Raw genomic sequence first — 12,432 nt, forward strand, 5'->3', positions numbered from 1 at the left:
GCAGCAGCACCGCGCGGCGGCACCCGGCGGTCTCCACCAGCCCCGCCAGCGCATCGAGCCGCGCGCGCTCGGCCGCCTGGCGATTCTGCGGCAGCTCGGTCAGCCACTCGCGCGCGCGCGTGAAATCGCCTGGCGCCCAGAAAAGATGCGCCACCGCCGGATCGCCGTCGCGCCCGGCGCGGCCGCTTTCCTGATAATAGCCCTCGATCGACTTGGGCAGCCCGGCATGCGCGACGAAACGCACATCGGGCTTGTCGATGCCCATGCCGAAGGCGATGGTCGCGACCATCACCATGTCCTCCGAGCGGACGAACTCGGCCTGCGCGCGGCGGCGTGCGTCGGGCGGCATCCCGGCATGGTAGAAGCGCGTCGGGCGGCCGGTCCCCGCGAGCGCCGCCGCCAGCTTCTCGGTGCGGTCGCGCGAGGTAGCATAGACGATGCCCGCACCCGGCGTGCGCTTGACCAGCGATGCGATCGCCGAGCCCTTCGACGCGGTGCTGGTGATCGCATAGCGGATATTGGGCCGGTCGAACCCGGCGACGATCAGGCCATCGGCGGGTATGCCGAGCTGGTCGAGGATATCGGCGCGGGTATGCGCATCTGCGGTGGCGGTCAGCGCAAGGCGCGGCAGGTCCGGAAAGGCGTCGAGCAGCGGGCGGAGCAAGCGGTAATCGGGCCTGAAGTCATGCCCCCATTCGCTGACGCAATGCGCCTCGTCGATCGCGAACATCGACAGCTTCGCCTGCCGCAGCAGGTTGCGGAAACCTTCGCCCGAGGCTCGCTCCGGGGCGACATAGAGCAGGTCGAGCTCGCCAGCGCGGAAGCGCGCGATCGTCTCGTCGCGATTGTCGTCGGCGCTGGTCAGCGTCGCGGCGCGGATCCCCACCGCCTCGGCGGCGCGCAACTGGTCGTGCATCAGCGCGATCAGCGGCGAGACGACGATGCACGTCCCCTCCAGCATCACCGCCGGCAGCTGATAGGTCAGCGACTTGCCCGCACCCGTCGGCATCACGGCGAGCGTGCGCTGCCCGGCCAGCACGCGCGCGACGACGTCATGCTGGACGCCGCGGAAATCGGGGAAGCCGAAGGTGGTGCGGAGGACGTCGCGCGGGTTCATTGGCTGCCGTATAACGAGGGCTTCGCGGAAATGCGCGCCATCGTGTAGGATTCTGAAGCACGATCGAGGAGATTTGCGTGGACGCCGACGTCACCAACAATCACGACCGCAATCGCTACGAGCTGGCGGCGGAGGGGCACACCGCCTTCGCCGCCTACAGGCTCGACGGCGCGGTCATCACCTTCACCCACACGGTGGTTCCGCCCGCGCTCGAAGGACGCGGCATCGCCAGCCGGCTGATCCTGCATGCATTGACCGATGTGCGCGACCGCGGCCTCAAGGTGATCGCGCAATGCCCGTTCGTCGCCGCCTATATCCGGAAGCATCCCGAATGGGCGGCCCTGCTGGCGAGGCCGCTGGATTAGACTGCGACCGGTACACCCTCGACCAGCGCGTGCGTGCAGAGCTGCGCCGCGGCGCTGTCGTCGGCATCGAGCGCGGCGACCGCGACCCAGCCTTCGGCGCGCAGCGTCGCGGCGAGCACCGGATCGGTGCCGACCGGGAGGAACAGGCGCCGCCGCTCGCCATTGGCAAGGCCGGCGTCGAGGATCGGATCGACGAACAGCGACATGCCGACCGCTGGCTCATAGCCGTCCGCGCCGATCACCGAATAGCTGCCGCCGCGCCCGATCTCGCCGCGCACGCCGCGCGCGAACAGCGAGAAGCCGATCCAGCTCTGATACTCGAAGCCGTGGCGCTCGGTCGGGTCGAGCGTCAGCGCGACCTTGCCCGCCACCGCATCCGCCACCGCCACAAGGCCATCGAGCCGCGAGGTGAGCGCGCCGCCCTTGTCGTGCGCGCGCAGCCGCGCGATTGCGGCGTCGAACGGTCCCGCAGCCTCGATCAGCGGCAGGAAAGCGGGATCGATCGCCGCAACGCCGGCGGCATCCTTGGCATCCAGCCGGTCGCGCAACGCCGTCAGCTGCTCCGGCGCCATGCCGGGGGCGAGCTGCTCGACCAGGTCGGGCAGGGTGAAGTCGAGCGCGAGGCCGGTGGCGCCGGCTGCCTCGAGCGCCTCGGCCGCGACGGTGACGATCTCGCGCGCTGCCGCCACGCTGTCGCGGCCGATCAGCTCGCAGCCGATCTGGCGCATCGCGCGCTCGGGGCGCAGCTCGCTGGCGCGCAGCTTGAGCACGGTGCCGGCATAGGACAGGCGCACCGGGCGCGGGTGGTGCGCCATGCGCGTCGCGGCGATGCGGCCGATCTGCGCGGTGATGTCGGGCCGGATCGCGAGCGTGCGGCGGGAGGCGGGATCGGTGAAGCGCACGGCATCCTTGGCGGAGGCGGCCTTGAGCCGTGCGCCGAGCGATTCCTCGAACTCCGCGAGCGGCGGGTCGACGCGCTCATAGCCATAGAGCCGTGCGACATCGAGCACGCGCCGCTCGAGCGCCGCCGCCGCATCGGCATGCGGGGGCAGGCGATCGTGGAAGCCTTCGGGAAGGAGGCCGGTGGTGGTGGTTCCGCTCATCACCGGCTGCCTTACCCGTTCGGGCTGAGCCTGTCGAAGCCCTGTTCTTCTTTCAACGCGTGAAGCCAGAGCAGCGCTTCGGCAAGCGTAACCCGAACGAATTGGGCGAACGGTGCTGGATTCAGAACTTCAGCGCCATCGCGGTCTTCACGCCCGGGAGCGCGCGGACCTGGGCGATCAGCTCGGGGGTCACCGCCTCGTCGACCGAGAGCAGCAGCACCGCCTCGCCGCCCGCCTCGCGGCGGCCGAGGTGGAAGGTGCCGATGTTGACGCCCGCATCGCCGAGCGTCGCGCCAAGCCGGCCGATGAAGCCGGGCGCGTCCTCGTTGACGACATAGAGCATGTGCCCGGCAAGGTCGGCCTCGACCTTGATGCCGAACAGCTCGACCAGGCGCGGGGTGCGGTTGCTGAACAGCGTGCCTGCGACCGAACGCTCGCCCGCGTCAGTCTTGACCGAGACGCGGATCAGCGTGTGATAGTCGCCTTCCTTCTCGGTCTTGATCTCGCGCACCTCGATCCCGCGCTCCTTGGCGAGGAAGGGGGCGTTGACCATGTTCACCGTGTCCGAATGGACGCGCAGGAAGCCGGCCAGCACCGCGCTGACGATCGGCTTCTGGTTCACTTCGGCCGCAGCGCCCTCGCTGTGGATCGACACGCGCGCAAGGTTGCCATGGGCGAGCTGGCCGACGAGGCTGCCGAGCTTCTCGGCGAGCTCCATGTACGGCTTGACCCTCGGCGCCTCTTCCGCGGTCAGGCTCGGCATGTTGAGCGCGTTGGTGACGCCGCCATTGACGAGATAGTCGGCCATCTGCTCGGCGACCTGGATCGCGACATTGACCTGCGCCTCGCTGGTCGATGCGCCGAGGTGTGGCGTGGCGACGAAGTTCGGCGTGTTGAACAGCGCATGCTCCTTGGCCGGCTCGGTCACGAACACGTCGAGCGCGGCGCCCGCGACATGGCCCGAATCGAGCAGGTCCTTGAGCGCCGCCTCGTCGATCAGCCCGCCGCGGGCGCAGTTGATGATGCGCACGCCCTTCTTGGTCTTGGCGAGATTCTCGGCCGAGAGGATGTTGCGCGTCTGGTCGGTCAGCGGGGTGTGCAGCGTGATGAAGTCGGCGCGGGCGAGCAGCTGGTCGAGCTCGACCTTCTCGACGCCCATCTCGACTGCGCGCTCGGGGCTGAGGAACGGGTCATAGGCGACCACCTTCATGCGCAGGCCATGCGCGCGATCGGCGACGATCGACCCGATATTGCCCGCGCCGATCAGGCCGAGCGTCTTGCCGGTGACCTCGACGCCCATGAAGCCGTTCTTCGGCCACAGGCCTGCCTGGGTCTGGGCGTTCGCCTCGGGCAGCTGGCGCGCGAGCGCGAACATCAGCGCAATAGCGTGCTCGGCGGTGGTGATCGAGTTGCCGAACGGGGTGTTCATCACCACCACGCCCTTGGCGCTGGCATTGGGGATGTCGACATTGTCGACGCCGATGCCGGCGCGGCCGACGACCTTGAGGTTGGTCGCGGCGTCGAGGATCTCCTTGGTCACCTTGGTCGCGCTGCGGATGGCGAGGCCGTCATACTGGCCGATGATCGCCTTCAATTCCTCGGGCGTCTTGCCGGTGATCTCGTCCACTTCCACGCCGCGCTCGCGGAAGATCTGCGCGGCCTTGGGGTCCATTTTGTCGCTGATGAGTACCTTGGGCATGACGAATGCTCCTTGCATTCGTCATCCTGACGAAAGTCAGGATCTCGTGCGGCAAGCGTGGCGCTTGTGGCGCGAGATCCCGGCCTTCGCTAGGATGACGGATTAATTGGGTTGCTTGGCGGTGGCATAGGCCCAGTCGAGCCAGGGGCCGAGCGCCTCGATATCGGCGGTGTCGACCGTCGCGCCGCACCAGATGCGCAGCCCCGCCGGGGCGTCGCGATAGCCCGCGACGTCATAGGCGGCGTCCTCCTTCTCGAGGAGCGAGGCGAACGTCTTGATGAAGTCGGCGTCGGCGCCCTCGACCGTCAAGCACACGCTGGTCTTCGAGCGCGAGGCTTCGTCCGCGGCGAGATGGCCGAGCCAGTCGCGCTCCGCGACAAGCTTGTCGAGCGCCGCGGCATTGGCGTCCGAGCGCGCGATCAGGCCGTCGAGCCCGCCGAGACCCTTCGCCCATTCCAGCGCGAAGATCGCGTCCTCGACCGCGAGCATCGACGGGGTGTTGATCGTCTCGCCCTTGAACACGCCCTCGGCGAGCTTGCCCTTGGCGATCAGGCGGAACACCTTCGGCAGCGGCCAGGCCGGGGTGTAGGTCTCGAGCCGCTCGACCGCGCGGGGGCCGAGGATCAGCACGCCATGGCCGCCCTCGCCGCCCAGCACCTTCTGCCACGAGTAGGTGGCGACATCGATCTTGTCCCACGGCAGATCGTAGGCGAACACCGCGCTGGTCGAATCGGCGAAGGTCAGGCCCTCGCGATCCGCGGGGATCCACTCGCCGTCGGGCACGCGCACCCCGCTGGTGGTGCCGTTCCAGGTGAACAGCACGTCATCGGCGAAATCGATCTGGCTGAGGTCCGGAAGCTGGCCGTAATCGGCGCGGATCACCGTGGGATCGAGCTTGAGCTGCTTGACGGCATCCGTGACCCAACCTTCACCGAAGCTCTCCCAGGCGAGCGTGGTCACGCCGCGCGCGCCGAGCATCGTCCACATCGCCATCTCGAACGCGCCGGTGTCGGAGCCGGGGACGATGCCGATGCGGTGCGTGTCGGGCAGCTTCAGCATCTCGCGCATCAGATCGATGCAATAGGCGAGACGATTCTTGCCGAGCTTCGAGCGGTGCGAGCGTCCGAGGACCTCGGTCGCGAGCTTCGAGGCGTCCCAGCCTGGAGGCTTGGCGCAGGGACCGGAGGAGAAATGGGGGCGAGCCGGCTTGGTGGCGGGCTTGGCAGGCGCAACTGTGGCGTCGGGTACGGTAATCTCAGTCATAAAGACTCTCCTTGCAGAGAGCACGCGCGGCGTTGGGACCGCGTGGCCCGCCGGCGGCCCTAAAGGCAGGGCGTGCGAAGTCAAGCGAAGAGCGGCGGGAGGAATGGTATCTTTTGCATCGTCCGCGGGGCGGAATGCTGTTGTGGCTGGTCCGGCGCGCTGGCTAAAGTCGCCGCGATGCGTATCCTTCCGGTCCTGCTGCTCCCGCTGTTCCTCGCCGGTTGCCTGTTCGGCGGAGGCCGGGAGGAACCGGCACGCCGGCCGCCGGTGCGCCCCGATCCGCGCGGGCCGGTCACCTTGAACCTGCCGACCAGCCGCGAGACGCAGCAATGCTTCGCCGATCTGTCGCGCGCGAATGTGCGGTTCAGCCCGCTGCCCGATCGCGATTATGGCGGCGGCTGCCAGGTGATCGGCGCGGTGCAGCTGATCGACATCGGCCTGCCGGTCACCAACCTGAAGGGCATGCGCTGCCCGCTGGCGCGCAATTTCATCGCCTGGATTCGCAACGCCGCGGTGCCCGCGGCGCGCGAGATGCTGGGCGGCGAGCTGGTGCGGGTCGAGACGATGGGCAGCTATTCGTGCCGCGGGATCATCGGCGGCGGGCCGGCATCGGCGGGGCGGGTGTCCGAGCATGGCCTCGCCAATGCGGTGGACGTGTCGGCCTTCGTGCTGGCCGACGGGCGCCGCATCACCGTGAAGCAGGGCTGGCGCGGAGCCGAGGACGAACGGACGTTCCTGCGCGCGCTTCATCGTTCGGCTTGCCGGCGCTTCGCAACCGTGCTGAGCCCCGACTACAATGCGGCGCATCACGACCATCTTCACCTCGACATGGGGCGCGGGCCTTTCTGCCGTTGAGGATTTGGATTAAGCGTCGCCGATGACAGACACTAAAGTTCCCTCGCGCGTCTTTCCGCGCGCACGCCAGGATGCCGAGACCGCCGCGACCGGCGTCTCGACCCCGCAGACCGAGCATCCCGCCTACCGCCTCGCCTTCCAGGATATGGATTTCCTGCTGCGCGAGGATCTGCGCCCGGTGCGCTTCCAGCTCGAGCTGCTGAAGCCGCAATTGCTGCTCGACGAGGCGAAGATCGCGTCGACCTTCGTGATCTATGGCTCGGCCCGGATTCCCGAGCCGTCCAAGGCGCAGGCGCTGCTCGACCTCGCCACTGACGACCAGTCGCGGCGCATCGCCGAGCGGCTGATCGCCAAGTCCAAATATTATGACGTCGCGCGCGAGCTCGCCGGCCTGTCGAGCTGTTACCCGCTCGACGAGACCGGGCATCGCCACTTCGTGGTGTGCTCGGGCGGCGGGCCTTCGATCATGGAGGCGGCCAACCGCGGCGCGACCGAGAAGGGCTGCGAATCGATCGGGCTCAACATCGTGCTCCCGCACGAGCAGGCGCCCAACGAATATGTGACGCCGTCGCTGTCGATGCAGTTCCACTATTTCGCGCTGCGCAAGATGCACTTCCTGCTCCACGCGCGCGCGGTGGCGGTGTTCCCGGGCGGGTTCGGCACCTTCGACGAATCGTTCGAGCTGCTGACGCTGATCCAGACCGGCAAGATCGCGCCGATCCCGGTGCTGTTCTACGGCAAGGAGTTCTGGAACCGCGTCGTGAACTTTGATGCGTTGTGCGAGGAGGGGGTGATTTCCCCACGCGACCTCGACCTGTTCCACTTCTGCGAGACCGCCGAAGAGGGCTGGAAGATCGTCCAGGATTTCTACGCGGAGAAGAACGGGGGCTGAGGGTCCCGCCCGGCCCGCCTCAATGCGCCTTTTCGGCGGCCTTCGTCGCTGCCGGATCGACCGAGGGCGCGCCGCTGGCCGGGGTGGCCGCGTTGGACAGCTCGGTCGAATTGGCGTCCGGCGCCGCGGCGTTGCCCGCTTCCGCGCCGGCGGCGGGCGCCGCTTCGGCCGCGGGGAGCGGCAGGTTGGAGCCCTGCGCGTTCAGATAGGCGATGACGTTGGCGCGCTCCTGCGGGTCTGACAGGCCCGCAAAGGTCATCTTGGTGCCGGGGGCGTATTTGCGCGGGCTGGCAAGCCACTGGTCCATCGCCTCGAACGTCCAGTTGCCGGGGACGCCCTTCAGTGCTTCGGAATAGGCGAAGCCCGCGACATGGCCATGGGCCTTGCCCATCGCCGCCCACAGGTTCGGGCCGACGCCGTTGGCGCCGCCCTGGGTGATGGTGTGGCACGCCGCACACTTGGCGAACGAGGCCTGACCCTTGGCGACATCGGCGCTGGCGAGGCGGTTGGCGATCGGCTCGGCGGCGGCCGCGCTGCCGCCGCCCTCGGCGCCGTCCGCGCTCTCGACCGGATAGCCGGCCTTTTCGGGCGTTTCGCTATGATAGATCATGCCGCTGGCGATCGACAGGCCCAGCGCCGAGGCACAGCCGAACAGGACCCAGCCTGCGATCGTGTTCATGCGATTGTCCATTGCGCGCCCGTATGCCCCAGAGTTGATATGACGTGTCGGTTGGCGCGATCCTTTAGAGCGGCCTTTTGCGCATCGCAACCCGGGCTTGCTCCGCATTTCGCAGGCGGCTAATCGCGCCCGCCAATGGAAAGTTTCGCCGCGCCCGCACGCCCGATCGTCGAACGCATGACGCAAGCCGCGCTTGCCGAGCCCAAGCGGGCCGTCGCGTTTCAGGGCGCGCCGGGCGCCAATTCGCACATGGCGGTGCTCGAAGCCTTTCCGACCGCGCTGCCACTGCCCTGCTTCAGCTTCGAGGATGCGATCGACGCGGTGCGCGAGGGCAAGGCCGATTGCGCGATGATCCCGATCGAGAATTCGCTGCACGGCCGGGTCGCCGACATCCATTTCCTGTTGCCCGAATCCGGCCTCGTCATCATCGGCGAGCATTTCCTGCCGATCCGCTACGCGCTGATGGGGCTGGGCGAGCGGGGGGGCGTGCGCCAGGCGATGAGCCACCCACAGGCGCTCGGGCAGTGCCGCCACTGGCTGAAGGCGCAGGGGATCGCGCCGCTTTCCTACCCTGACACCGCCGGCGCCGCCGCGGTGGTGGCCGAGGCGAACGATCCGCAGGTCGCCGCGCTCGCGCCGCCGGGCGCGGCGCCGCTCTATGGCCTGACGGTCTTCCAGAACGACGTCGCCGACGCCGACCACAATATGACGCGCTTCGTGATGCTCGCCCGGTCCGCGGCGCCGTTGCGCGACCACGGGCTGTTCATGACGACCTTCATCTTCGAGGTGAAGAACGTGCCCGCCGCGCTCTACAAGGCGCTGGGCGGCTTCGCGACCAACGGCGTCAACATGACCAAACTGGAAAGCTATCAGCGCGGCGGCAGCTTCGCGGCGACCGAATTCTATTGCGACATCGTCGGCCGCCCCGGCGATCCGGCGATCGACCGCGCGCTCGACGAATTGCGGTTCCACACCAAGTCGATGCGCGTGCTCGGCACCTATCCGCAGGCGCGGGCGCGGCCTGAATAGCCTCTCGCCCACGCCGGGCTGGCCTGCTAACCGGTTGCGGGCTTTTTTTGGGGGGGGAGCATGAGCGACGAACTCGAATTCGAGCATGAGGACAGGCGCCGGAGCGCGCTGTTCGGATGGCCGCTGCTGGTGGCGCTGCTGAGCTGTCTCGCCCTGATCCTTGCGGCCGCGTTCGCCCCGAAGCTGCTGCCCCGCCTCGATCTGCGGACCATGGTGCTGGCCGGCGCGGGCACCGGCCTTGCGCTGTGGCTGCTGGTGCTGCTGGCGGGAAGCCGCACGCGGCAATGGCTGGTGGTCGGGGGCGCGCTGCTCGTGCTGCCCTTGACCGGTGCCCTGGCCGGGCTGGGTGCGGGCCGGATCTATGTCGCGCGCGCTTCGATCGACGCGCAGACCTTTGCCGAAGTCGATCTCGCCGCCGACGGCAAGCCCAGCGTGCCGGGCGCGGCCGAGCATCGCGGCGTGGCGTCCGCCGCCTATCTTGCCGCCATCCGCGAAGCGGACGCGGACGAGCGCGCCTATGCCGAGGCGATGGGCAAGTTCAATCTCGGCGTGCTGAGCAGCCCCTATCTGCTTCAGCAGGCGCCTCAGGTCCTGGCGGATTGCGCGTCGATCTCAAGCCTGGAGCGGGTGGCGCAGGATCACGGCAGCCGCGCCCGCGCCCGCGCGGCGCGGCTTGTCGCCGCGATCGACCGCTCCGAACTGCCCGCCGAAACCAGGCCGGGCGCGCGGAAGATCGTCACGGCGGGGGACGCAGACGCAATGCTGGCGAACCGCATCGAGATCATCCGCGCCAGCCGCGCGCAATGCGAGCTGCTCGCGCGCCGCACCTGGCACAATGCGGCGGGCTATTTCGGCTTTTCCAGCGGCGGCGACCGGGGGCGGTTCGGCGAGACCACCAGGCGGCTGCTCGAAGCGGCGGGCGATGCCGAAGCGTTGCAGCGCGCGGCAAAGGACCAGCGCATCGCCGGTCGCGAAGCAGTGCGCGAAGCGCTGATGCGCTAGCGCAGGGCGCGCGTCAGGAAATCCCGGATCAGCGGGACCAGCTGATCGAGATGCGTTTCGAGCAGCCAGTGCCCGCCATCATCGAACAGGTGCAGCTCGGCCTGCGGAAGATCGCGCAGATAGGCGCGGCCCGCCGCTTCGGGCATGAAGCCGTCGCGCGGCCCCCACAGGATCAGCGCAGGAGGCTGGCGCTCGCGCAGCCAGGCCTGGTAGCGCGGGAACCATCGGCGGTTCTCGCGCAGGCCGGCGATCACGTCGCGATAGATGCTGCGGCGCTGCGGATCGGTCAGTGCCCAGTGCAGCGTCCACAAATCGGGCGGCACGCGCTCCGCCACCTCGCTTTCGGTGCCACCGATGAATTCGTGGCGATAGCCGTCGAGCGTGATCGCGTCGGCCAGCGCGGCCCTTCGCTCGGGCGTGGGGTCGTTCCAATATTCCTTGAGCGGATCGTAGTTCGGGCCAAGCGTGTCCTCGTAGATGTCGCCGTTCTGGATGATCGCCGCGGCGACCCGTTCCGGATGCGCGATGGCGAAGCGCAGGCCGATCTGCGATCCGAAATCATGCAGCCAGATCGCGACTCGACCGATCCCCAGCCGGTCGAGGAAGCGGGCGAGGAACGCGGCATAGCCGTCGAAATCATGCGCGAAGTCCGCCGGGGTCGCGCTCTGCCCCCAGCCGGGGAAGTCGGGCGCAAGCGTGCGCCAGCGGTCGGCGAGCGCGGGCATCAGGTTGCGATAGACGAAGGACGAGGCGGGATAGCCGTGCGGGAGCAGCAGCACCGGCGCGTCGGAGGGACCCGCCTCGCGGTAGAAGATATCGACGCCGTCGACATCGATGCGGCGATGATGAACCGGGGGCATGGCCGCTCGAACGCGCGAGCACCTTCCGGGTTCAGTCTGCTGGCGGGTCGCGAAGCACGGCGAACAGATATGCCTCGATCGCGACGAACGGCCCGAGCAGCGACGCCGCGCCGATGCAGCTGAGCGTGAAGCGCATCGGCTCGACCGCGATCGGCGGCAGCCAAAGCGCCAGCGCGAGCCACAATCCAATCGCAACCGCAAGCGACAGCCCGATGGCCAGCGCCAGTCGCGATTGCCTGGCCATCAGTCGGCGAACAGCAGCACTGGGGTTTCGAGCAGCTTGCGCAGCGCCTGCACATAGCTTGCCGCGTCCCAGCCATCGACGACGCGGTGGTCGCAGCTGATCGACAGGTTCATGAGCTTCGCCCGCACGATGTCGTCGCCGGCGAAGACGGGGCGCTCGACGATCTTGTTCGGGCCGATGATCGCCACCTCGGGCTTGTTGATCACCGGCGTGGTCGCGATGCCGCCAAGCGGCCCGAGCGAGGTGATCGTGATGGTCGAGCCGGAAAGCTCCTCGACCTTCGCCTTGCCGGTGCGTGCGGCTTCGGCGAGGCGGGTGATCTCGCCCGCGAGCTGCCAGACATTCATATCCTGCGCGTCGCGGATCACCGGGACCATCAGGCCCGCGTCGGTCTGCGTCGCCATGCCCATATGCACGCGGCCGTGGCGCGTCACAACGCCCGCCTCGTCGTCATAGCGCGCGTTGAGCATCGGGAAGTCGGGCAAGGTGCGGCAGATCGCGGCGATCACGAACGGCAGCATGGTAAGCTTGGGCCGCGCGCCGCGATTGGCGTTGAGGTCCGCGCGCATTTCTTCCAGCGCAGTCACGTCGATCTCGTCGACATAGGTGAAGTGCGGGATGGCGCGCTTCGACGCGGCCATGTTCTCGGCGATGCGGCGGCGCATGCCGATGACCTTGATGGCCTCATCCTCACGAGCGCGCGACGCGCGCGGGGCGTGATAGCCCTGGGCCGAGCCATAGCGCAGGAAGGCGTCGAGATCGGCATGGCGGATGCGGTCGCCCTCAGCCTTGACCTGGGCGAGATCGACGCCGAGGTCCTTGGCGCGCTGGCGTACGGCGGGGGAGGCGAGGACGGGGCGGTGCGATACCGTGTCTCCATTCCCGTTCGCCCTGAGCTTGTCGAAGGGCTGCTCTTCTTCCTTGGCCGCGGCCGAAGAAAAGGACGGTGCTTCGACAGCCCCGGATCCAGTCCGGGGACGAACGGATTGGGCTTCCTCAACCCCCGGCGTCTCCGCCTCGATCTGTTCCTCGACCTCCTCGGAGACCGGCGCTGCTTCCGGCGCCTCCGCAACCTCGCCATCGGTCTCGACCACGATCAGCGCCGCTCCGATCGCGACTTGGTCGCCGACTTCGCCGGCCAGCTCGACCACGGTGCCGGAGACGGGCGATTCCATCTCGACGGTCGCCTTGTCGGTCATCATGTCGGCGACAGCCATGTCCTCCTCGACACGGTCGCCGACCTTGACGTGCCAGGCGACGATCTCGGCCTCGGCGATCCCTTCGCCAATATCGGGCAGACGAAACGTGAAGCGTGCCATGCGAG

General features: G+C 68.5%; 13 protein-coding genes. 5 read left to right on the forward strand and 8 right to left on the reverse strand.

Going from position 1 to position 12,432, the window contains the following annotated elements; genetic code table 11:
- A partial coding sequence (locus tag VGD28_RS09240) for an ATP-dependent DNA helicase RecQ (protein ID WP_331028050.1) occupies window positions 1-1,117 on the reverse strand: 1,117 nt, incomplete at its 3' end.
- A 77-nt stretch (window positions 1,118-1,194) separates the two neighbouring features.
- Between VGD28_RS09240 and VGD28_RS09245 the strand changes: the two genes are divergently transcribed.
- Window positions 1,195-1,482 (forward strand): GNAT family N-acetyltransferase, encoded by a 288-nt coding sequence (locus VGD28_RS09245; RefSeq protein ID WP_331028051.1) that lies wholly within the window; start codon window positions 1,195-1,197, stop codon window positions 1,480-1,482.
- On the opposite strand, the gene VGD28_RS09250 is transcribed toward VGD28_RS09245, so the two are convergent.
- The 3 genes from VGD28_RS09250 to VGD28_RS09260 all read right to left on the reverse strand — a co-directional run bounded on the left by VGD28_RS09250 (window position 1,479) and on the right by VGD28_RS09260 (window position 5,547).
- Window positions 1,479-2,585 (reverse strand): ATP phosphoribosyltransferase regulatory subunit, encoded by a 1,107-nt coding sequence (locus VGD28_RS09250; RefSeq protein WP_331028052.1) that lies wholly within the window; start codon window positions 2,583-2,585, stop codon window positions 1,479-1,481. The genes VGD28_RS09245 and VGD28_RS09250 overlap by 4 nt on opposite strands.
- 121 nt (window positions 2,586-2,706) lie before the next feature.
- Window positions 2,707-4,284 carry a phosphoglycerate dehydrogenase gene (gene serA, locus VGD28_RS09255; RefSeq protein WP_331028053.1) on the reverse strand — a complete coding sequence of 526 codons (1,578 nt, stop codon included), beginning with the start codon at window positions 4,282-4,284 and terminating at the stop codon, window positions 2,707-2,709.
- Between the two features lie 102 nt (window positions 4,285-4,386).
- Complete coding sequence (locus tag VGD28_RS09260) at window positions 4,387-5,547, reverse strand: phosphoserine transaminase (protein WP_331028054.1); 1,161 nt, start codon at window positions 5,545-5,547, stop codon at window positions 4,387-4,389.
- A gap of 177 nt (window positions 5,548-5,724) precedes the next feature.
- Here VGD28_RS09260 and VGD28_RS09265 point away from each other — a divergent pair, with 177 nt between their 5' ends.
- Both VGD28_RS09265 and VGD28_RS09270 read left to right on the forward strand, forming a co-directional pair.
- The gene (locus tag VGD28_RS09265) at window positions 5,725-6,402 is read left to right on the forward strand and encodes an extensin family protein (RefSeq protein ID WP_331028055.1); all 678 of its coding nucleotides are present in this window, start codon (window positions 5,725-5,727) and stop codon (window positions 6,400-6,402) included.
- A gap of 22 nt (window positions 6,403-6,424) precedes the next feature.
- Window positions 6,425-7,294, forward strand: coding sequence for an LOG family protein (locus tag VGD28_RS09270; protein WP_331028056.1), 870 nt, complete (start codon window positions 6,425-6,427; stop codon window positions 7,292-7,294).
- Window positions 7,295-7,313: 19 nt separating this feature from the next.
- Here VGD28_RS09270 and VGD28_RS09275 read toward each other — a convergent pair whose 3' ends face one another.
- Window positions 7,314-7,985: a cytochrome c family protein gene (locus VGD28_RS09275; RefSeq protein ID WP_331028057.1), complete on the reverse strand. Its 672-nt coding sequence runs from the start codon at window positions 7,983-7,985 to the stop codon at window positions 7,314-7,316.
- A gap of 123 nt (window positions 7,986-8,108) precedes the next feature.
- On the opposite strand from VGD28_RS09275, the gene VGD28_RS09280 reads away from it, so the two are divergent.
- Window positions 8,109-9,002 carry a prephenate dehydratase gene (locus VGD28_RS09280; protein ID WP_331028058.1) on the forward strand — a complete coding sequence of 298 codons (894 nt, stop codon included), beginning with the start codon at window positions 8,109-8,111 and terminating at the stop codon, window positions 9,000-9,002.
- A gap of 60 nt (window positions 9,003-9,062) precedes the next feature.
- The gene (locus VGD28_RS09285; RefSeq protein ID WP_331028059.1) at window positions 9,063-10,004 is read left to right on the forward strand and encodes a hypothetical protein; all 942 of its coding nucleotides are present in this window, start codon (window positions 9,063-9,065) and stop codon (window positions 10,002-10,004) included.
- On the opposite strand, the gene VGD28_RS09290 is transcribed toward VGD28_RS09285, so the two are convergent.
- Genes VGD28_RS09290 through VGD28_RS09300 form a run of 3 tightly spaced genes read right to left on the reverse strand, consistent with a single transcriptional unit; the run spans window position 10,001 to window position 12,427 of the window.
- On the reverse strand, window positions 10,001-10,864 hold the full coding sequence (locus VGD28_RS09290; RefSeq protein ID WP_331028060.1) for an alpha/beta hydrolase: 864 nt from the start codon (window positions 10,862-10,864) through the stop codon (window positions 10,001-10,003). The genes VGD28_RS09285 and VGD28_RS09290 overlap by 4 nt on opposite strands.
- Window positions 10,865-10,895: 31 nt before the next feature.
- Window positions 10,896-11,108, reverse strand: a complete 213-nt coding sequence (locus tag VGD28_RS09295) for a hypothetical protein (protein WP_331028061.1) — start codon at window positions 11,106-11,108, stop codon at window positions 10,896-10,898.
- The gene (locus VGD28_RS09300) at window positions 11,108-12,427 is read right to left on the reverse strand and encodes a dihydrolipoamide acetyltransferase family protein (protein WP_331028062.1); all 1,320 of its coding nucleotides are present in this window, start codon (window positions 12,425-12,427) and stop codon (window positions 11,108-11,110) included. The genes VGD28_RS09295 and VGD28_RS09300 overlap by 1 nt, the downstream gene beginning before the upstream one ends.
- Between the last annotated feature and the right edge of the window lie 5 nt (window positions 12,428-12,432).

Source organism: Sphingomonas sp. (assembly GCF_036402235.1).
Classification (GTDB): Bacteria; Pseudomonadota; Alphaproteobacteria; order Sphingomonadales; family Sphingomonadaceae; genus Sphingomonas.

What these genes read in the sequence shown, in the direction of transcription:
- VGD28_RS09295 (WP_331028061.1), bottom strand. Translation starts at nt 11,108, where the DNA reads ATGGCCAGGCAATCGCGACTGGCGCTGGCCATCGGGCTGTCGCTTGCG.
- VGD28_RS09280 (WP_331028058.1), top strand. Translation starts at nt 8,109, where the DNA reads ATGGAAAGTTTCGCCGCGCCCGCACGCCCGATCGTCGAACGCATGACG.
- VGD28_RS09260 (WP_331028054.1), bottom strand. Translation starts at nt 5,547, where the DNA reads ATGACTGAGATTACCGTACCCGACGCCACAGTTGCGCCTGCCAAGCCC.
- VGD28_RS09250 (WP_331028052.1), bottom strand. Translation starts at nt 2,585, where the DNA reads ATGAGCGGAACCACCACCACCGGCCTCCTTCCCGAAGGCTTCCACGAT.
- serA (WP_331028053.1), bottom strand. Translation starts at nt 4,284, where the DNA reads ATGCCCAAGGTACTCATCAGCGACAAAATGGACCCCAAGGCCGCGCAG.
- VGD28_RS09300 (WP_331028062.1), bottom strand. Translation starts at nt 12,427, where the DNA reads ATGGCACGCTTCACGTTTCGTCTGCCCGATATTGGCGAAGGGATCGCC.
- VGD28_RS09275 (WP_331028057.1), bottom strand. Translation starts at nt 7,985, where the DNA reads ATGGACAATCGCATGAACACGATCGCAGGCTGGGTCCTGTTCGGCTGT.
- VGD28_RS09290 (WP_331028060.1), bottom strand. Translation starts at nt 10,864, where the DNA reads ATGCCCCCGGTTCATCATCGCCGCATCGATGTCGACGGCGTCGATATC.
- VGD28_RS09270 (WP_331028056.1), top strand. Translation starts at nt 6,425, where the DNA reads ATGACAGACACTAAAGTTCCCTCGCGCGTCTTTCCGCGCGCACGCCAG.
- VGD28_RS09265 (WP_331028055.1), top strand. Translation starts at nt 5,725, where the DNA reads ATGCGTATCCTTCCGGTCCTGCTGCTCCCGCTGTTCCTCGCCGGTTGC.
- VGD28_RS09285 (WP_331028059.1), top strand. Translation starts at nt 9,063, where the DNA reads ATGAGCGACGAACTCGAATTCGAGCATGAGGACAGGCGCCGGAGCGCG.